This is a genomic window from Bradyrhizobium sp. 23AC (genome assembly GCF_054863025.1).
Genome location: NZ_JAVAYN010000019.1, coordinates 65,678 through 85,518 on the forward strand (window position 1 = coordinate 65,678; position 19,841 = coordinate 85,518).

The following is a 19,841-nucleotide window of genomic DNA, read 5'->3' on the forward strand; positions in this document are numbered from 1 at the left end:
CTCCTAACGAAAGCCTCCTGATGGATTCCCTCAATCCCGACCATCCGCCGTTGACCGCGACGCCTGCGCCGCCGCGCGTCTGGATGTTCTGGGGCACGGCGCTGTGGGGCCTCTTCGTCTTCGTGGCGATGTTCGTCGGGCAGATCGGCGCCGTTGTCCTGCTGGTGGTGCAGCGCGGTCTTCCCATGGACTTCGCCTCGCTCCAGGCGGTCGGCCACGATCCGCAGGCGCTCGCGCTGTCGGTCATCATGGGCCTGCCGGCGACGCTCTTGGCGGTGTGGCTCGCCATTGCCATCAAGAAGGCCTCCTTCGTCGACTATCTCGCGCTGCATTGGCCGTCCTGGAAGCAGTTGCTGTTCGGTGCGGTCGGCCTCATCCTGCTGGTGCTGGTCTGGGAGACGATGTCGCGCGCGCTCGGCCGCGAGGCGACGCCGGGCTTCATGACCGATCTGTTGAAATCGGGACGCGACAAGGGCGCGGCGCTGCTGCTGCTGTTCGCCTTCAGCGTCGCCGCTCCGATGTCGGAGGAGATCCTGGCGCGCGGCTTCCTCTATCGCGGCTGGTCGGCGAGCTTCTTGCGCGTGCCGGGCGCGATCCTGCTGTCGTCGCTGGTCTGGACCGTCGTGCACCTGCAATACGACATGTACTTCCTCGCCGAAGTCTTCACCATCGGCCTGTGGTTCGGCTACATGCGCTATCGCGCGAATTCGCTCTGGCTCACCATCGTGCTGCACGCGCTGAACAATCTCACCGCGGTGGTGCTGACGATGTGGCTGGGGAACTAGGCCGCCAGTGCGATCGCGATCGGCATCGTGATCGCCGCCAAGATCGTCTGCAGCGTGATGATCTGCGCCAGCAGCGGCGCGTCGCCGCCCATCTGGCGCGCCATCACATAGGCGCTGGACGAGGTCGGCACCGCCGCGCAGATCGCCACGATGGCGCGGCTGTCGCCCGACAGTCCGAACCAGACGGCCAGCACCAGTGCCAGCGCAGGCATCAGCGCGAGCTTGAAGACGACGCCGATGGCCGCGGCCAGGCTTGGACGCAAGAGGCCTTCGAGATGCAGACCGGCGCCGGTGACGAGCAGGCCGATCGCGAGCGAGGAGCGGCTGAGCGCGTCCGCCACCTCGTGCCAGAGTTTTGGCAACGGCAGGTGGGTGACATTGACGAAGAGCCCGATCGCGCAGGCCCAGATCAGTGGATTGCGGATCACCGTCATGATGATCGCGCCTGCGGACTGCTTCTTGGGCGCGGCGTAATGGGCGAGCACCACGACGCTCAAGACGTTGACCAGGGGAATGATCGCGACCATCGCGACGGAGGCGAGCGCCAGCCCGACATCGCCGAACATGTTGGCGGCCACCGACAGCCCGACGAAGGTCTGCCAGCGCGTCGCGCCCTGGAAGATCGAGGTGAAGGCGGGGCCGTCGATATCGAGCCGGGCCAGGGCAGGGCGCAGCGCGAGGCAGAGCAGCGACATCGCCAGCGCCGACAGCAGCAGCGCGCCGCCAACGCCGGCGACCGGCACCTTGGAGAGGTCGGCCTTCACCAGCGTCTGGATCAGCAGCATCGGAAACAGCACGAAATAGGTCAGCCGCTCCAGCCCGTGCCACTGCGTGTCCAGCCGCATCAGGCTGCGCTTCAAGACGATTCCGAGCACGATGAGGATGAAGACCGGCAGCAGCGCCGCAATCACGACGGCCATCGGTCAGGCGGTCCCTGGACGGAGATTGGCGAGGCGGTCGAGCGCGCCCTGCAGGATGAAGATCGCGGCGTGCTCGTCGATCACCTCGGCGCGCTTGGCGCGGCTGACGTCCATGCCGATCAGCTCGCGCTCGACCGCCGCGGTCGAGAGGCGCTCGTCCCACAGGCCGATGGGGAGGGCGGTCAGGCCGGCGAGATTGCGGGCAAAGGCGCGGGTGGATTGCGCGCGCGGACCCTCGCTGCCGTCCATGTTGATGGGCAGTCCGAGCACGAAGCCGACCACCCTGCGCTCGCCCGCGATCGCGAGCAGCCGGGCCGCGTCCTGCTTGAACTGCTTGCGCTGGATCGTCTCGACGCCGGTCGCAAGCCGCCGGTCCGGGTCGGACACTGCAACGCCGATGGTTTTGGTGCCAAGGTCGAGCCCGACCAGCGCGCCGCGGGCGGGCCAGTGGGTTGCAGCATCGACGAGAGGCAGGATAAGAGCCGGCATGGTGTAGCGCATATCACGCGTCGCGCCGCGGAGTGAACCCGGAACAATGGATGCGCTGACATTATTCGGCCTGTTCGCCGTCACGGCGATGCTGGTCAGTTACGCCCTGGAGGATCGCAGCCATTGGTTCGTGCTGCTGTTCGCCGCATCCTGCGCGCTCGGCTCGGCCTACGGCTTTCTCCAGGGCGCCTGGCCGTTCGGTCTTGTCGAAGCGATCTGGGCCGTCGTGGCGCTACGGCGGTGGCAGCTGAAGCCGTAGATCGTCCGGCGATAGCAACGAGCGCGCGAAATCGTGATGCACAAAGTGCGTCGATCATTTGTGGCAAATCTCACACGGGTGACGTCGCGGCCCATGGCATGATGTCGCGTCTCCGGCTGCGCGCATCGATTGACGCTCTGGTTGCGAAGATATATAAATGTAGGTCTAAAGTAGTGTTGGGCGTGTGCCCCGATTTCCAGAACGAGCGGCAGCAACCGGCAGTCCAGCCCGTGCTGCAACCTTGGCGCAAATTTTTCAGGCGCCGATCACGTCCGATATTCGCCCAGTCATTTGAGAGGTCATGATGCTCATCAAGCCAAGCCTGATCGCGGGCTCAGAAAGGCGATTCAAGCAAGCCGAGTTCTCACCCGAAGCCTTGAACCGGAAATTGGGCGACGGTCCGATCGAGATGACGGTCGAGAAGATGCGCGTGCGTCAGCGCCAGCTTCTGGCCGAGACGCAGGACGTGGAGAAGGCCGAGATCGGCCTGGAGCGGATCATCCAGGGCAATGATCTCGACAGCATCAACTATCTCGCCAAGGGGACCGCGGCCTCGCGCTCGGTCTGCCGCATTCAGCTCAGAGATCTCAAGTCGAACCTGCTGGGCTATGGCTCGGGCTTTCTGATCGGGCCGGGCCTGCTGATGACGAACCATCATGTCTTCGGCAAGCCGGCCGACGCCGCCAATTCGATCGCCGATTTCAACTACGAGCTCGACGTCTCCGGACAAGAGCGTGTGCCGGTGAGGTTCGGCTTCGAGCCGGGCAAGTTCTTCTACACCAATGACAGGCTGGATTTCTCGGTCGTCGCGGTGGCGCCGACCTCGCTGTCGGGCCACGAGGAGCTTGAGGATTGGGGATGGTTGCCGCTCAGCGGTGCGCCCGGCAAGGCAGACCCCGGCGAGTACCTCACCATCGTCCAGCACCCCAGCGGGCAGATGAAGCAGGTCTGCGTCCGCGAGAACAAGCTGCTCAAATATGTCGGCGACTTCCTCTGGTACAACACCGATACGACGGCGGGATCGTCGGGCTCGCCGGCGTTCAACCGCTTCTGGCAGGTGGTCGGGCTGCATCACAGCGGCGTTCCCCGGAAGGATTCCCAAGGCCGCACCCTGGCCAAGGATGGCAAGGTCTGGAAGCCGTCGATGGATGAATCCCTGATCGATTGGATCGCCAATGAAGGCATCCGGATCAGCGCGATCGTCGCCGATCTCAAGGTCGCCGTCGGCTCCCATCCCCTGATCAGGCCGGTGCTGGACGAGGAAGAGCCGCCGATCCGGCTCGAGGTCGAGAAGGTCAGCGCGCCGGTCGCCGCGCCTGCTTTCGGCGCCAATGTCTGGGTCGAGCAGTCGCTCGACGGGACCTCGCTGGTGGTCCCGATCCGCGTGCCGTTGCCGATGTTCAGGAAGGACATTCCGTTCGCTCCGCTGGCACCCGTGCCGGGCCCGGCTGGGGGCAACGGAGGGGCGCAGAACGGCGGTATGCCGAACGGCGGCAAGCCGTTGATCGCTCCGCCGGCCGGCCTCCTGCCTCGCATCAGTGCGAACGGCCTGCCCATGGAGGCCGTGCATATCGATCAGAGCACGCTGAAATCGCGTCCCGGATACAAGGCGAATTTTCTCGGCACCGGTAAATTCTCGGTGGCCCTGCCGAAGATTCCGGCCGCTCTCAAGTCCCGGATCGCGACGCTGAAGGGAAGCTCCAGACAGTCCGAGCTGAAATATTTCAACTACAGCGTCGTCATGAACAAGGAGCGCCGGCTCGCCTTCTTCAGCTGTGTCAATATCGACGGCGGGCAGCAACAGGACGTCGGCAAGCGCGAAGGGGATTCCTGGCTACGCGATCCGCGCATCGACGACGATGCCCAGATCGGCGACGAGTTCTACCGCAAGCAGGCCACCTTCGAGGCGGACCGCAGCAAGAATCCGTTCGATCGCGGTCATCTCGTGCGCCGCCTCGATGCGACCTGGGGCGACACCGTCGCCGCGGCCAAGCAGCATGGCGACGATTCCTTCCACTTCACCAATTGCTCGCCGCAGTTCTTCTCGTTCAACCAGGGCAAGCAGCTCTGGGCGGGCCTCGAGGACTACACACGCGATGTCCTGCTCGAAGGCGAGGAGAAGGGCATCGTCATGAACGGTCCGGTGTTCGACGGGCCGGATGCCGATGGATCCGATCTGCCCAATCCGGCCGGGCGGCCGCACAAGGACCCGAGCTTCGGTGGCGTTCAGATCCCGAAATATTTCTGGAAGATTCTGATCCGACGGAACGAGGATGACGACGCTCTCAAGGCGGCGGCATTCCTGATGAGCCAGCGAAAGCTGGTCATGGAGATCGATCGCATCCAGGAGGCGGATCTGCGCGAAAAGATGTCGGAGGAGGACGTCAGCGTCTTCCAGGTCTCGATCGCGGACCTCGCGAAATTGACCAAGCTCGATTTCGGCAATCTCACTGATGCGGATTCGCACGAGGCGACCTCGGTCGGACCGCGGCGGATCGAGTCCTATGAGGACATTCGACTCTGACGAGCGCGGCCTGACGCGGCGTCACCGCGTCAGGCCGCGATGACGTCCTGGTCGGTCTTCAGACAAGCGGCAAAACCGCTCAGCGCGCTGTATTGATGTCCGGCGCGGCGCTGGATGAAGAGTGTCTCGACGCGCGCATGCGAGGTGCTCAGCGTGTGGATCGAGACGCTGCCGTTCATTGAGCTGCGCTCGACGACGGCACGCGGCAGCAACGTCACGCCCATGTCGGCGGCAACGCAGCCGATCATGCCGTCGAGCGTGCCGAGTTCGAAGCGCGCGGCTGAAGGCCAGCCGAACTCGACGAAGATCTGCTCGAGCCGTTGGCGGTAGGTGCAGCCGGTGCGGAACACCAGCGCCGTCGGGCCGGATTCCGGCGTGCCGGCGCGCAGCTCGGCGAGCGAGGTCCAGCGCCGCGCGCTGACCAGCACCAGCTCTTCGCGGAACGCGCTCATTGCGGTGAGGTCGGCATGCGTGATGGGGCCTGCGACGAAGGCGGCGTCCAGCGTGCCGTCGAGCACGCAGGCGACGAGGTCGGCGGTCGGCGCGGTACGCAAGGACAGGCGCACCGCGGGAAAGCGGCGATGGAAGTCGGCGAGCAGCGGCGGCAGCCGCACCGCCGCCGTGGTCTCCATCGAACCGATCGCGAGCGGTCCCTTGGGCTCGCCATCGTCGCGCGCGGCAAGCACGGCCTCGCGCGACAGCGCGGCCATCCGTTGCGCGTAGGGCAGGAGGCGCTTGCCGGCGCCGGTCAGCGTCATGCCGCGGCTATGGCGTTCGAACAGCGGCGTGCCGATCTCCGCCTCCAGCGCTTTCACGCGCTGGGTGACGTTGGATTGCACCGTGTTGAGCTCTTCGGCGGCGCGCGTGATGCCGCCGCTGCGGGCGACGGCGTCAAAGGTCTGGAGATCGCTGAGTTCCATCGTACCGTTTCGCGTTTGAGATGGTAGCGTTCTGTATAATTCAATTTTGGAGAATGCTATTCGCCCCTAGTCTTCCTGTCCAGACTGGAGGGACGCCATGCCGATCGCGACGCCGCTGACCCAGCTCCTGGGGATCAGGCATCCGATCCTGCTCGCGCCGATGGACACGATTGCGGGCAGCCGGTTGACGCGCGCCGTCAGCGAAGCTGGCGGTTTCGGAATACTTGGCGGCGGCTACGGGGACAGGGCGCGGTTCGAAGCAGAGACAAGGCAGCTGAGCGGCTTTGGACCATTTGGCATCGGCTTCATCACGTGGAGCCTGGCGAAACAGCCCGAACTGCTCGACATCGCGCTCGGTGCTTGCCCGCAGGCCATCATGCTGTCATTCGGCGATCCCGCGCCGTTTGCGCCGCGCATCAAGGATCGCGGCTTGCGTCTGATCTGCCAGGTGCAGAGCGAGGATATGGCCAAACAGGCGCTCGATGCCGGCGCGGATATCCTGATCGCGCAAGGAACCGAAGCCGGCGGTCACGGCGCATCGCGCACCACTGTCGATATCGTGCCGGCGATCGTCGATCTCGCGGCCGGACGCGTGCCGGTCGTCGCGGCCGGCGGGATCGCCGATGGCCGGGGGCTCGCCGCAATGATGATGCTGGGTGCCTCCGGCGTGCTGATCGGCACGCGCTTCTATGCGAGCGTGGAGGCCGACGGCGCCGAGGAGGCCAAGCAACGCATTCGCGCGGCAAATCCCAACGATACGGTGCGCGGCGTCATCGTCGACTGGTCGCGCAGCCTGTTCTGGCCGGCCCCGTTCACCGCTCGAACGCTGGTCAATGATCACATCAGGCGCTGGACCGGCCGCGAGATCGAGCTGATGCAGCGCGCGAGTGAGATTGCGGGAGAATATGCTGCCGCCAAAGCGGCCCGCAATTTCGAGATTGCAGCCGTCTTTGCCGGCGAGGCGGTCGGCCTGATCCATGATATTCCTGCGGCAGCCGAGATCGTCGAGCGGATCGCGATTGAGGCCGAACAGCTTCTTGCCGGACGGCGGAACTCGGTAGTGGCGGAGTAGGATTCTTCACCCTCCCCTGGAGGGGGAGGGCAAGGAAAAACGAGAGAGAATAACGATGTGGCCTGACCGTCGACTGATCGACCTCTTCAAGACCGAATTTCCGATCGTGCTGGCGCCGATGGCGGGTGTGATGGATGCGGAGCTGGTGATCGCCGTGGCAGAGGGCGGTGGGCTCGGCTCGTTGCCGAGCGCGATGCTGTCGCCGGAGAAGGCGCGCGAGCAGGTCAACATCATCCGCCAGCGCGTGAAGGCGCCGGTGAACATGAACTTCTTCTGCCACACGCCGGTTGACCTTTCGACCGAGGCCGAAGCGCGCTGGAAGCAGCGGCTCGCGGGCTATTACACCGAGCATGGTCTCGATCCCGCAGCGCCGATCAATGCGGCGAACCGCTCGCCGTTCGATGCCGCCTTCTGCGAGGTCGTCGAAGAGCTGAAGCCCGAGATCGTCAGCTTCCATTTCGGTCTGCCGGAGCAGGTGCTGCTCAAGCGCGTCAAGGCCGCCGGCTGCCTCGTCATCTCGTCGGCGACGACGGTGAAGGAGGCGGTCTGGCTCGAACAGCGCGGCGTCGATGCCGTCATTGCGCAAGGCGCCGAGGCCGGCGGCCATCGCGGCATGTTCCTGACCGACAAGATCTCCGAGCAGCCCGGCACGTTTGCGCTGGTGCCGCAGGTCGCCGATGCCGTGAAGGTGCCGGTCATCGCGGCCGGCGGCATCGCCGACGGGCGCGGCATCGCCGCCGCCTTCGCGCTCGGTGCCTCGGGCGTGCAGATCGGCAGCGCCTATCTGCGCTGTCCGGAGTCCAAGGTCAGCGCCGGCGGCCGCGCGGCGCTGGCTGAAGCGCGGGACGATTCCACCGTGATCACCAATGTCATGACCGGCCGGCCGGCGCGCGGCATCCAGAACCGCCTGATGCGCGAGGCCGGCCCGATCTCGCCGGACGCCCCGCCGTTTCCCCATGCCGCGACCGCGCTGGGCCCATTGAAGACGGCTGCCGAAAAGCAGGGCAGGGTGGATTTCACCAATCTCTGGGCTGGACAGGCCGTGGCGCTGGGCCGCGAGGTCCCTGCGGCCGAATTGACCCGGGATTTTGCCAAATCAGCGCTGGCCCGCATGAAAGCGCTGGCCGGATAGGCCAGCCACGCCGGTTGCGGCGCAAAACCGGCCTCTGCTATACGGCACATAGGTTTTGCCGTGAGAGGCCTTATATAATGTCCGTCGACGCCGCTACCGTCCGCCGCATCGCGCATCTGGCGCGCATCGCGGTTTCCGAGGGCGAGGTTCCGCATCTGCAGGGCGAGCTCAACGCCATGCTCGCCTTTGTCGAGCAGCTCTCGGAGGTCAATGTCGAGGGCGTGGAGCCCATGACCTCGGTCACCCCGATGCAGATGAAGAAGCGGCAGGACGTGGTCGATGACGGCGAGATCGCCGACGATATCGTTGCCAACGCGCCCGCGACTGAAGGTCACTTCTTCCTGGTGCCCAAGGTCGTTGAATAAACAGGTTAGGTCCGATGTGCCTGCTTTGCGACGATGAGAAGGCCTATCAGGCCTACATGAACTATCTCGACAAGATGGAGCGGCAGGGCAAGGCTGCCGATCCCAACGTCGCCGTCAATGCCGTGCTCGACGAAATCGAGGCCGCCGCCAATGCGGCCGCCAAAAAAGACGACCCGGCCAACGACAAGACCCTGTCTCCGTTCTTCTGCAGCCCGATCAATAAATGACCGATTTGACATCGCTGACGCTCGCCGAGGCCCGCAAGGGTCTCGCCGACAAGACTTTCACGTCCCTCGAGCTGACCGACGCGCATCTGAGCGCCATCGAAGCCGCGCGGGTGCTCAACGCCTTCGTGATGGAGACGCCGGAGCAGGCGCGCGACATGGCGAAGGCCGTGGACGAGAAGATCGCCAAGGGTGACGGCGGTCCGCTCGCGGGCATCCCGCTAGGCATCAAGGATCTGTTCGCGACCAAGGGCGTGCGCACCACCGCATGCTCGAAAATCCTCGGCAATTTCGTGCCGACCTACGAGTCCACCATCACCTCGCAGCTGTGGCGCGACGGTGCGGTGATGCTCGGCAAGCTCAACAATGACGAGTTCGCGATGGGCTCGGCGAACGAGACCTCGTGCTTCGGTCCCGTCGGCAATCCCTGGCGGCGCGAAGGAAGCAACACCACGCTGGTGCCGGGCGGCTCGTCCGGCGGCTCTGCCTCGGCCGTGGCGGCGCTGCTGTGCATGGGCGCGACCGCGACCGACACCGGCGGCTCGATCCGCCAGCCGGCGGCATTCACCGCGACCGTCGGCATCAAGCCGACCTATGGCCGCTGCTCGCGCTGGGGCATCGTCGCCTTTGCCTCCTCGCTCGACCAGGCAGGCCCGATCGCGCGCAGCGTGCGCGATGCCGCGATGCTGCTGCGCTCGATGGCCGGCCATGACCCGAAGGACACGACCTCGGTCGACATTCCCGTGCCGGATTACGAGGCCGCGATCGGCAAATCCGTGAAGGGCATGAAGATCGGCATCCCCAAGGAGTATCGTCTCGACGGCATGCCGGCGGAGATCGAAAAACTCTGGAGCGAGGGGGCGGCCTGGCTCAAGGCGGCCGGCGCCGAGCTCGTCGAGGTGTCGCTGCCGCACACCAAATACGCGCTGCCGGCCTATTACATTGTGGCGCCGGCGGAGGCGTCCTCCAACCTCGCGCGCTATGACGGCGTCCGCTACGGCCTGCGCGAGCAGGCCAAGAACATCACCGAGCTCTACGAGAACACCCGCGCCGAAGGTTTTGGTGCGGAGGTCCGCCGCCGCGTCATGATCGGCACCTATGTGCTCTCGGCCGGCTATTACGACGCATATTATTTGCGCGCCCAGAAGGTGCGCACGCTGATCAAGAAGGATTTCGAGGATTGCTTCGCGAAGGGCGTCGACGCGATCCTGACGCCGGCGACGCCGTCGGCGGCCTTCGGCATCGGCGAGAAGGGCGGCGCCGATCCGGTCGAGATGTATCTCAACGACATCTTCACGGTGACCGTGAACATGGCGGGCCTGCCCGGCATCGCGGTGCCCGCCGGCAAGGATGCACAGGGCCTGCCGCTCGGCCTGCAGCTGATCGGCCGTCCGTTCGAGGAGGAGACGCTGTTCTCGCTCGGCGAGGTGATCGAGCAGGCCGCCGGCCGCTTCACGCCCGCGAGGTGGTGGTGAATGCCGCGGCGTTCATCGCGAGCCTCGACGGCGCGGCGCCCGCGCCACACCTGAGCGCGCCGCTCGCCGGCCTCTGGTGGGCCGCGAAGGGGGACTGGGACCGCGCGCACAAGATTGTCCAGGACGACAATGGCCGCGACGCAGCCTGGGTGCACGCCTACCTGCACCGCGTCGAGGGCGATCTCGGCAACGCCGGCTATTGGTACCGCCAGGCCGGCCAGTCCGCGGCAAAGGATTCATTGGAAGCGGAGTGGGAGCGGATCGCTGTCACGCTGCTCGGGAGCACGACATGAGCATGGCCACGCACAAGCTTCTCAAGGGCGCCACCGGTGACTGGGAGGTGGTCATCGGCATGGAGATCCATGCCCAGGTGACGTCGAAGTCGAAACTGTTCTCCGGCGCGTCCACTGCGTTCGGCGGCGAGCCGAACTCGCAGGTGTCGCTGGTCGATGCCGCGATGCCGGGCATGCTGCCTGTGATCAACGAGGAATGCGTCAGGCAGGCTGTCCGGACCGGGCTCGGTCTCAACGCGCAGATCAATCTGCGTTCGGTGTTCGACCGCAAGAACTATTTCTATCCGGACCTGCCGCAGGGCTACCAGATCAGCCAGTACAAGTCGCCTGTCGTGGGCGAGGGCGAGGTGATCGTCGATCTCGACGGCGGCCGCAGTGTCTCCATCGGCATCGAGCGGCTGCATCTGGAGCAGGATCCCGGCAAGATGCTCCACGACCGGTCGCCGTCGCTGTCCTACATCGATTTCAACCGCTGTGGCGTGGCGCTGATGGAGATTGTCTCGAAACCGGACATCCGCGACGCCGAGCAGGCCAAGGCCTATGTGACCAAGCTGCGCTCGATCATGCGCTACCTCGGCACCTGTGACGGTGACATGGAGAAGGGATCCTTGCGCGCCGACGTCAATGTGTCCGTGCGCAAGCCCGGCGCGCCGCTCGGCACCCGCTGCGAAATCAAGAACATGAACTCGATCACCTTCATCGGCCAGGCGATCGAGTATGAAGCGCGGCGCCAGATCGAGATCCTGGAGGACGGCGGTCAGATCGAGCAGGAGACGCGTCGGTTCGATCCCAGCAAGGGCGAGACGCGCTCGATGCGGTCCAAGGAAGAGGCGCATGACTACCGCTACTTCCCCGATCCCGACCTGCTGCCGCTGGAGTTCAGCCAGGAATTCGTCGACGAGCTGAAGGCTGAGCTCCCCGAGCTGCCGGACCAGAAGAAGACGCGCTTCGTCGCCGATCTCGGCCTGTCGGCCTATGATGCGAGCGTGCTCGTCGCCGAGCGCGAGAGCGCGGTGTTCTACGAGACGGTGCTCGACAAGCTCGGCAACCGCGCGCGCGACGGCAAGATGGCGGCGAACTGGGTGATCAACGAGCTGTTCGGCCGTCTCAACAAGGAAGGCCGGGATATTACGGGCTCTCCGGTCAACGCCGAGCAGCTCTCGGGGATCATCGACCTGATCGGCGAGGGCACGATCTCGGGCAAGATCGCCAAGGATCTGTTCGAGATCGTCTGGCAGGAGGGCGGCGATCCCCGTGCGCTGGTCGAAAGCCGCGGCATGAAGCAGGTCACGGATCTTTCGGCGATCGAAAAGGTTGTCGACGACATCATCGCGGCCAATCCCGACAAGGCCGCGCAGGTGAAGGACAAGCCGCAGTCGCTCGGCTGGTTCGTCGGCCAGGTGATGAAGGCGTCGGGCGGCAAGGCCAATCCGCAGAGCGTCAACGACCTGCTCAAGTCCAAGCTCGGCGTCTAGCGTCGCGCGTTCGAACGAGGTGACGGATACGCTTCGTCACCTCGTTTTCCGTTCTCGATGCGACGCTCGCGCGCACCTTCGGCGGTGAACTTCATCCCGACCAGACGCGATGCGACGGCCGAATCGCCGTCACGCGATTCGCGCAAAAAGGCGGCTCGCACACGCTCTGGCGAGCGCTCGCGCCGTTAAGCATGAAAATAATTTCGTTGCCAAAAATCGCGACTCAGAGTCCGCGAAATGCCTTTGCAAGGTGATCTCGACCGTCACGATGCGCACCGTCGGGTCGATCGTGCGCGATGCGCGCGTGCAGGAAAATACTTGCTGCATAGAGTTTTCTGCAATCGCATCTCTCGCAGACATCGACGATGCGGGCACTCTGCGCGAACGTGCAAACGCGTCATGCAGCGTGCTTGCATCGCGCTCGCCAAGCGCACGCGCCTTGCGCCGTCAACACTTCTTTAAGCGAGACGCTGTTTTTTTCGTTGTGTTGGTGTATTCGGGATGAGTGTGCACTCGATCCCCGAATGCATGCAGCGATTAAGCCATCTCACACATCGGAGGGCAACATGGCCAAGAAAGCTAAGAAGGCAAAGAAGGCGAAGAAGGCGAAGAGCGCAGTGAAGAAGACTGCGAAGAAGACCCGCAAGGTCGCCAAGAAGAAGTAACTTCGCTTCTGAAGTTGCCGGCTCCTCGAGAGCCGGCACGTCATCAGCGCCTCCCAGAGGTTCTGGTCGACGATAGAGGGTGTCGGCGAGACATCAGGTCAACGGTCGGATCGCTCTCTTCGCGGTCCGGCAGAAGAAACAAAGTTTTCTTCGTTCGGTGCGGGGCCGGTTCTCCGGTTCTGCAATTTCACGAGTGGCCTCGCGGTCAAAGTGGAATCTGGTCCTGACGTGTTCGCCGACGCCCTCGTTCTCCTGAGGCCGGGGTATTGCCGGCATTCCTTTTCCCCACATTGCTGATCTGACCATAGCGTCATCGTTGCGCTGGCCGCTCCACCTTGGGCAGGCCCGATTGCGTGCTGCTCGCACGCCGCTTCGCCATTCGCGATGTCATCGCCGGGCTCCGACCGGGCGATCGGGTACGCCGCGGCTTCTCGAGCGACGTTGCTGTCTCTGGAATGCCGGGTCGTCCGCCTGCCGCATTCGCTGAAGCTTCGGCGTTCCAAGACGACGGGCCCCGGCGAAGCCTGGCCTTAGCCCGGGGCGCGTGACGAAAGCGAGTTGGGACGCCACAGGATGCGCCCACCGCGCGCGATGGTTATCGATGTCCCAAAATCCCAGGGTAAACCAAATCTGACGAATCGCAGAAGTGCCTGCAAATCAGGGACTTCTTGAATTCTGCGCGCCGGTGCCGCGTGCTCGCGTTTACGTCTGCTTCATCGCGATACTTAAACTGCCATTCAAATTTGCCCGCCATCATCGCCTCCAACAAGCCGGCAAACGGCGTTGGGCAAGAAGACCAAGGGATGAGTTGAACAGTGCACGGTCCCGGGAAGGGTCATGCACATCAGAGTTGGACGGGAGCCGCGCTCGGGGGAGCAAGGCACAAGAAAAAAGGGGATGCGTTATGTTTCAGGGTACTTTCGATCTGGAGACGGCAACGCCGATCGACCCGACCGCGCTGTCGGACGTGCTGTTCGAACGCGGGATCTATTGGGCGAGCGGCCGTTCCGGGCTCGTCGATCTCGTCGCCGCGCACAAATGGTTCAACCTCGCCGCCCTGAAGGGCCGCAAGGACGCCGTGACGCTGCGCCAGGAAGTCGCCGGGCAGATGTCGGATGCCGAGATCTCGGCCGCGCAGCGCGAGGCGAGGGCGTGGGTCTCCACGCACTGAACCGGGAATCGCATCCGCACCCGTGTTCGCACGGGTGGGCCTGGTTGCGCTGAATCAAGTTTCTTCGTCGTGCCGCCACATAAGACCCGTGCGGCATGAGCGAGCTCGACACCAATGGACGATGGCTGCCGATTCAGATCGCTCCCGATGAGTGCGATCTGGAACTCGGACGTCCGCACAAGACGGGGATTCTGCCCTGGTCGTTTCCGTGCCGGCGCAGGTCCGGCGTCTGGTACAACGTCTGGGCCGGCGAAGCGGTGCTGATTTCGCCCTCGCATTGGCGGATCTGGCGGTTCCACCGGTAGGCACGGACCACACACATACCCACACATATAAGATGGCGCGAATCGAGCTGGAGCTCGCCGCGCCGATCCTTGCGCCAGGCTTTTCGCGCGGCCTCACGAGCGCTTTCAGGTGAAAGAACGCCCAGACCTTGATTGATTCTGCCGCTGGGTGGCGGAGAGGGAGGGATTCGAACCCTCGATACAGCTTGAGACCGTATGACGCTTTAGCAAAGCGTTGCCTTCAGCCACTCGGCCACCTCTCCGGTGCGAGCCTTATGCATCTAATTACTCGGGCCGGTCAATTTGGAAGCGTGTGTTTTCGCTCGAATATTCCCAGCGATTTTCGCGACAAAGCAGTTTGGCCCCGGGGCGTGGCCGTAACGTTGCGAGAATCGGGCACAGAGTTGGAGCGTCCGGCGCATCTCGAAGGATAGTTCCGCCTATGAGAACGTCTTAGCTCGCGTAAGGGACTGAGTTTACTGGAAGAATCGATGGAGCGGGGGGCGGGCGGCACAAGGTGCTCGTCGCGCACCTTAAAGCCGTGCCTGCATCAGGCTGGAGGTGCGGAGCATGTCGATGCGTTCTCCTTGAGTCTCCCTCCGATTCTACGATTCGAGTGCGTCAAAGCCCCTCCAGGCCGAGATCTCGCTTGCGGTGCCTTAAGTGCGGAACTTTGATGGCAGCAGGAACCGTCTCTAAAACATCAACGAAAACAATTGGTTGCGAAGGCGCTTCGATCACATCTGCGTGTTATTTGTGCAACACCCGTCGGAAAACAAGCTTCATAGGCCCGTTTCAAAGCGTTCTCTTGTTGTGTGTGCAAGGACGTTCGGTAATTGTGACTGAGCGACGGAGGGGGGCATCCCGAGGTCGTCCCGTTTAGGTCATTTCGCTTAAGTCCCTCGCGTTCATGCGGGTGTGTCCGAAGACGCGAAGGAGCCCGGAGCGGTGATTTAGAGGGGGTTGGGGAATTGGCCGTCCGGTCAGTGACCTTCCCTGAAGAGCAACTTGGAGGTTTAACATGAAGTTGGTTAAGAGCCTTTTGCTCGGCTCAGCGGCGGGTCTGATCGCCGTGGGCGGAGCTCAAGCAGCCGATCTGCCCGTGAAGGCCAAGGCGGTCGAATACGTGAAGATCTGCTCGCTGTACGGCGCGGGCTTCTACTACATCCCGGGCACCGACACCTGCATCAAGCTGGGTGGTTATCTGCGCGCTGAAGTCGCGCTGAACACCAACTCGAGCTTCAGCGGTCAGCTCACGTCGAACAACGGCGCGCGTAACCGTCTGACGAACTACTACACCATGCGCGCTCGTGAAGATCTCAACATCGACACGCGCACCGCGACCGAGTACGGCGTCGTCCGTACCTTCTTCGACGGCGTGTTCTCCTGGACCACCGGCAACTATGCCGGCACCGGCAGCGCGACCGGCACGACCGCCTACAGCGGCACGCTGGCGCTCAACACCTCCGGCGCCACCCCGGCGCTCGTTGGTTCGTCGATCAACGGCACCGACGGCAACACCTCGGGCGGTTCGCTCGGCGTGTACTACGCCTTCATCCAGTTCGCTGGCTTCACCATGGGTAAGGCCGTGTCGCAGTTCGACGCGCCCTGGACCAACTATCCCGGCAACAACTTCGACAGCCTCGTCGGCGGCAGCGGCACGGTCACTGGTGTCAACCAGTTCACCTACACCGCTGATTTCGGTCAGGGCGTGACGGCGTCGTTCTCGGCGGAAGACGCGACGGCCTACTACCAGGCCGGCAACCTCAACATGACCGGCGCTTCGGCGGCTGGCATGATCGGTGGTTCGTATGGCTCGAACGCCATCGGCGGTTCGCGTTCGCCGAACCTCGTCGGTATGGTTCGTGTCGACCAGGCTTGGGGTCTGTTCCAGGCGTCGGTCGCTGCTCATGACAACCACGTTGCCTACTACGGCGCCACCGAGCCGACTGGCCACCCCGACGACAAGTGGGGTTGGGCTGTTCAGCTCGCTCTGTCGATCAAGAACATCCCGACTGGTGCGGGTGACGTGATCAACATTTCGGGCGTCTACACCGACGGCGCGTCCCGCTACAACTTCCAGAACCTGGCGGGCGGCAGCTACTCGATGTTCGGCAGCTCGGGCGTTGCTTACCAGAGCGTCGGCTTCGCCATCGCTCCGGACACCGTGTTCGTGACCGGCAGCTCGCAGGAAACCGTCAAGACCTGGGGCTTCCGCGGCGCTTACACCCATAACTGGGATCCCTACTGGAACACCGCGCTGTACGGTGCCTACGCTCAGGCGCAGTTCGGCTCGCTCGCCAAGACCACGCTCTGCGGCGCTGGCGGTGCAGGCGGCGTGTTCGGTGGCCTTGTTGGTGTGACGGGTTGTAATCCTGACTTCGCCATCGGCCAGGTCGGTATCATCACCCGCTGGACCCCGGTCAAGAACCTGACGTTCTCGGCTGACCTGAACTGGACCCATCTCGACCAGAAGTACTCGGGTACGGTTGGTTACGCTGGTGCCGGCACGACGGCCAAGCCGGCTGCCGTGTACGAGCTGAAGGATCAGGACACCATCACCCTGCTCCTCCGCGCTCAGCGCAACTGGTAAGTTCGGTCTAACCTGACAGAGAGCCCCGGCGGGAAACCGCCGGGGCTTTTCTTTTGCTGCGATTGCTCGCCTTCGCGCTTCGCGCAATGGGCCAAGTTTGGCGCATCGCTCTCCATTGATCGGTCTTCGTTGCGATCTGATGGAAGCCGTAGCGGGAGGGCAGGGCAATCGCATACGGCATTTTCCGCCAGCTGAGCGCGCGCCTCGTCCTTCGAGACGACCGCGAAGCCTGTCATCGGGCCGCGCCTTGCGCGGACCCGGCGGCGGTCTCCTATGGGCTAAGCGGCGTCGATGCCCGCCAAGACTGCTGCCGCACACTCCGTCCTCATCCTGAGGGCCCGCCAACGGCGGGCGTCTCGAAGGATGGCCACAGAGGGGGCGCTTCCAAATGCGATTGCTCTGGGGTGGGAGAGGGGAGCTCCGCGCTTCCCATACCTGGCAGTGGCGCGCGGGCGGAGAACTGCCGCTGGTCGGCGCGGCCGGCATACGCTTCGCTGATCTGTCTTTGCAGCGGTGGCGACAGGCGCCTTCATCTTCACCGTGAGGCAACGGCAGCGCTCGCCACCCATGCGCGCGGCTGCGAATCGAAAGAGCGGATCGCTATTCCACGCTGCCGGCGCCGCGGCGCAGATCGGCTTCGATCTGCAGCCGTGTGCCGCCGCCGAAGCGGGCACGGTAGACTTGCAGGTTCTCCATGATCCGCTGCACGTAGTTGCGCGTCTCGGAGAACGGAATCAGCTCGACCCAGTCGACCGCGTCGACCTTGGGGTTGCGCGGATCGCCGTAGCGCTCGACCCACTTCTTCACGCTGCCGCGGCCGGCATTGTAGGCGGCAAAGGTCATGATGTAGGAGCCGCGATAATCCTCGAGCAGTCCGCCGAGCTCGGCCGAGCCGAGCGTGGCGTTGTAGACCGAATCGTTCTTCAGCCGCCCCAGATCGTAAGTCGCGCCGTGGCGTTTGCAGACATAGCGCGCGGCGTCGGGCGTCACCTGCATCAGGCCGTAGGCCTGCGCCGGCGAGACTACTGACGGATTGAATGCACTCTCCTGCCGCGCGATCGCATAGACGATGCTGCGCTCGACCTCGGGACCGATCGGCGTGAACTGTGGAATGCCGTTGACGGGGTAGGCGTAGAAGTCGAACGGCAGGCCCCGATTGAGCGCGGCCTTGCCGAGCAGCAGCATGCCGCGCGCATCGTTGTAGCGCTGGGTCAGCTCGCCGAGGCCGGCGAGTGCTTCGGGATCGCCATTCTCGCCCATGTCGGCCAGCAGCGGTATCGCCATCTCGCGCTCGTCGAGCTCGTAGAGCAGGTGCGCGGCGCGCACGATCTCCAGCCGCTCGGCGCCGCGGCCGCGCGGCTGGCTGTTGAGCTCGATCTGCGGCAGGCCGAGCTTGGCCCGGGCGAGCTGGCCGTAATAGCTGGTCGATTGTTCGGCCGCGCGGGCATAGGCGTTGCGTGCCTCCTGCTGGCGCCCCGCCGCCTCCGCGGCGCGGCCCTGCCAATAGCCGGCACGCGCCAGCGCGGTCGGATTGACGCTGCCGACGCCGATGCGGGCGAAATGCTGGGTGGCGGCCGCGGGGTCGTTGAGGAAGCGCAGCGCGATCCACCCGGCCGTGAACTCCTGCTCGGTCTTGTAGATGTCGCGCGAGGGCAGTGCGGCGTCGCGCGCGATCAGATAGGCGCTGCGGAATTCCTCGGTGTCGATCATCTTGCGCGCCAAAAGACGCCGCTCGATCCACCATTCGTCGAGATTATGGAGCCGGTTCGGATCCTTCGGCGCCGACAGCATGAGCTGGGCTGCCTCGGCGAACTTCTCCTCGCGGCGCAGCAGCTGGATCCTGCTGAAGGTGAAGCCGGGGTCGTTGTGCAGCTCGCGGGGCACGGCGTCGAGCAGCGCACGCGCGTTCGGCGCCTTCTTGACGGCGGCGATGCGGGCCTTGGCGAGTGCGACATAGCCGGCGCCCAGGCGCTTTGCGGCGCGCAGCGCGGCCTCGTTCTCGCTGCCGTAGAGCAGGGTGTCCATCCGCGCCTTCTGGTCGCCCGGCGTCAGCAGGGCGCCGAACTGGTCGAGCGCGTTGTTCTCGGTATCCTCGGACATCGGATCGCTGCGCCAGGCCTCGCGCACCAGCCGCTCGGCATTGGCGCGGTCGCCGCGCGCCAGCATCGCCTTGGCGAGCGTGAAGCGGCCCTTGGCGGATACAGGAGATTCGTTCTCGAACCACGACCACGCGACGGAATCGTCGCGCCTGTCGTCCCACATCGCGGCCTCGAGGCGCCGGCGCAGGAAGGTCTGCGACGGCCAGCTCGGATTGGCGGAGAGGAAGGCGCGGTAGCGCTCCACGGTGGCGCCATTGTCCTCGCTGCGCAGGATGATCCATTCCGCGAGTTTTCGCGCGACCGGATCCGAGATGCCCGCCGCGACGTTGCTGGCCTCACCCGCCTTGCGCTTGCGCACGAGCTCGATGACGCTCTCGAGGGCGTCCTTGTCGCCCTGGGGCGTCGACGACGTCGCCGCGACCGCTGCCGGTACGACCGGCTTGCGCGGCGCGGCATGCTGGCGCGTCGCCGGGGCCAGCACCGGCGACGCGGCCGGTCTGGCCGCGGGGGCGGAAGGTCTGACGGTGGCGGTCACGGCCGGCGCGGGGGCGGTCTTCGGTGGCGAACCGCCGGCGGCTGGATGCGATTTCGGCGCAGGGGCCGCTGCGGCAGGCTTGGGCTTGTCCTTCGCGGGCTCTTTTCCGGCGCTCTTGCCGGCGTCCTTGCCCGTCTCCTTGGCCGGTTTCTTCGCAGCGTCCTTGGTCGGAGCGCCGGCGGCACCCTTGCTCGCGCCCTTGTTTGCTCCCTGGCTTGCTCCTTTGGCCGCGTCCTTCGAAGTTTCCTTGCCGGTTCCCTTGGACGAGCCCTTCGCGGTGTCCTTGGCAGCTGGCTTCGCGGTGTCCTTGCCAGCTTCCGCCGTCGTCTCATTGGACTTGGCCAGGGCGGCGCAGCCGACCGATAGCCCTACCGTCAGGCACACGATGAGACCGGTGGATCGCCAGGCGGCACGAGGGAATGAGGTCACGGGTTTGGTCGCCCCGAATCAGTCAAGTGGCTCAAGATCTAGCTGTATTTGATTGAATATGCGGACAAAATACCAACAGCGGCTTACCGCGGGCCGGTTTGCACCACTACCGCGGCAAAATCGCGGCCTAAA

Annotated in this window: 17 protein-coding genes and 1 tRNA gene; 13 read left to right on the top strand and 5 right to left on the bottom strand. The window is 64.7% G+C overall.

Annotated elements, in window-relative coordinates; all coding sequences use genetic code 11:
- Positions 1-20 precede the first annotated feature (20 nt).
- Entirely contained in the window at positions 21-785 is a 765-nt protein-coding gene (locus RAD10_RS32430) for a lysostaphin resistance A-like protein (RefSeq protein ID WP_461620600.1), read from the top strand.
- On the opposite strand, the gene RAD10_RS32435 is transcribed toward RAD10_RS32430, so the two are convergent.
- Together RAD10_RS32435 and ruvX are read right to left on the bottom strand one after the other, a co-directional pair.
- Positions 782-1,705, bottom strand: a complete 924-nt coding sequence (locus tag RAD10_RS32435; protein ID WP_461620601.1) for an AEC family transporter — start codon at positions 1,703-1,705, stop codon at positions 782-784. The two genes, RAD10_RS32430 and RAD10_RS32435, sit on opposite strands and share 4 nt — an antisense overlap.
- Before the next feature lie 3 nt (positions 1,706-1,708).
- Positions 1,709-2,194, bottom strand: a complete 486-nt coding sequence (ruvX, locus tag RAD10_RS32440; RefSeq protein WP_461620602.1) for a Holliday junction resolvase RuvX — start codon at positions 2,192-2,194, stop codon at positions 1,709-1,711.
- Between the two features lie 46 nt (positions 2,195-2,240).
- Between ruvX and RAD10_RS32445 the strand changes: the two genes are divergently transcribed.
- Both RAD10_RS32445 and RAD10_RS32450 read left to right on the top strand, forming a co-directional pair.
- Positions 2,241-2,453, top strand: a complete 213-nt coding sequence (locus RAD10_RS32445) for a hypothetical protein (RefSeq protein WP_028143926.1) — start codon at positions 2,241-2,243, stop codon at positions 2,451-2,453.
- A gap of 301 nt (positions 2,454-2,754) precedes the next feature.
- Positions 2,755-4,977 carry a DNA/RNA non-specific endonuclease gene (locus RAD10_RS32450; protein ID WP_461620603.1) on the top strand — a complete coding sequence of 741 codons (2,223 nt, stop codon included), beginning with the start codon at positions 2,755-2,757 and terminating at the stop codon, positions 4,975-4,977.
- A gap of 29 nt (positions 4,978-5,006) precedes the next feature.
- On the opposite strand, the gene RAD10_RS32455 is transcribed toward RAD10_RS32450, so the two are convergent.
- The gene (locus RAD10_RS32455) at positions 5,007-5,897 is read right to left on the bottom strand and encodes a LysR substrate-binding domain-containing protein (protein ID WP_461620604.1); all 891 of its coding nucleotides are present in this window, start codon (positions 5,895-5,897) and stop codon (positions 5,007-5,009) included.
- A 97-nt stretch (positions 5,898-5,994) separates the two neighbouring features.
- On the opposite strand from RAD10_RS32455, the gene RAD10_RS32460 reads away from it, so the two are divergent.
- The 9 genes from RAD10_RS32460 (at position 5,995) to RAD10_RS32500 (ending at position 14,074) form a co-directional block, all read left to right on the top strand.
- Positions 5,995-6,969: an NAD(P)H-dependent flavin oxidoreductase gene (locus RAD10_RS32460; protein ID WP_461620605.1), complete on the top strand. Its 975-nt coding sequence runs from the start codon at positions 5,995-5,997 to the stop codon at positions 6,967-6,969.
- 55 nt (positions 6,970-7,024) lie between these two features.
- Positions 7,025-8,101, top strand: a complete 1,077-nt coding sequence (locus tag RAD10_RS32465) for an NAD(P)H-dependent flavin oxidoreductase (RefSeq protein WP_461620606.1) — start codon at positions 7,025-7,027, stop codon at positions 8,099-8,101.
- A gap of 77 nt (positions 8,102-8,178) precedes the next feature.
- Entirely contained in the window at positions 8,179-8,466 is a 288-nt protein-coding gene (gene gatC, locus RAD10_RS32470) for an Asp-tRNA(Asn)/Glu-tRNA(Gln) amidotransferase subunit GatC (RefSeq protein WP_028143922.1), read from the top strand.
- Positions 8,467-8,480: 14 nt separating this feature from the next.
- A complete protein-coding gene (locus RAD10_RS32475) occupies positions 8,481-8,693 on the top strand; it encodes a hypothetical protein (RefSeq protein WP_018321091.1) in 213 nt (70 codons plus the stop codon).
- Positions 8,690-10,165 (top strand): Asp-tRNA(Asn)/Glu-tRNA(Gln) amidotransferase subunit GatA, encoded by a 1,476-nt coding sequence (gene gatA, locus RAD10_RS32480; RefSeq protein WP_461620607.1) that lies wholly within the window; start codon positions 8,690-8,692, stop codon positions 10,163-10,165. Before RAD10_RS32475 ends, gatA begins: the two co-directional genes overlap by 4 nt.
- Positions 10,156-10,458 (top strand): hypothetical protein, encoded by a 303-nt coding sequence (locus RAD10_RS32485; RefSeq protein WP_461620608.1) that lies wholly within the window; start codon positions 10,156-10,158, stop codon positions 10,456-10,458. Before gatA ends, RAD10_RS32485 begins: the two co-directional genes overlap by 10 nt.
- Positions 10,455-11,933, top strand: a complete 1,479-nt coding sequence (gatB, locus tag RAD10_RS32490) for an Asp-tRNA(Asn)/Glu-tRNA(Gln) amidotransferase subunit GatB (protein ID WP_461620609.1) — start codon at positions 10,455-10,457, stop codon at positions 11,931-11,933. Before RAD10_RS32485 ends, gatB begins: the two co-directional genes overlap by 4 nt.
- A 1,569-nt stretch (positions 11,934-13,502) precedes the next feature.
- Positions 13,503-13,769, top strand: coding sequence for a hypothetical protein (locus RAD10_RS32495; RefSeq protein WP_461620610.1), 267 nt, complete (start codon positions 13,503-13,505; stop codon positions 13,767-13,769).
- 95 nt (positions 13,770-13,864) lie between these two features.
- Positions 13,865-14,074: a hypothetical protein gene (locus tag RAD10_RS32500; RefSeq protein WP_461620611.1), complete on the top strand. Its 210-nt coding sequence runs from the start codon at positions 13,865-13,867 to the stop codon at positions 14,072-14,074.
- Between the two features lie 149 nt (positions 14,075-14,223).
- On the opposite strand, the gene RAD10_RS32505 is transcribed toward RAD10_RS32500, so the two are convergent.
- A tRNA-Ser gene (locus tag RAD10_RS32505) sits at positions 14,224-14,316 on the bottom strand.
- A gap of 758 nt (positions 14,317-15,074) precedes the next feature.
- Here RAD10_RS32505 and RAD10_RS32510 point away from each other — a divergent pair.
- A complete protein-coding gene (locus RAD10_RS32510; RefSeq protein WP_461620612.1) occupies positions 15,075-16,646 on the top strand; it encodes a porin in 1,572 nt (523 codons plus the stop codon).
- A 600-nt stretch (positions 16,647-17,246) separates the two neighbouring features.
- On the opposite strand, the gene RAD10_RS32515 is transcribed toward RAD10_RS32510, so the two are convergent.
- Positions 17,247-19,709, bottom strand: coding sequence for a lytic transglycosylase domain-containing protein (locus RAD10_RS32515; RefSeq protein WP_461620613.1), 2,463 nt, complete (start codon positions 19,707-19,709; stop codon positions 17,247-17,249).
- Positions 19,710-19,841: the final 132 nt, after the last annotated feature.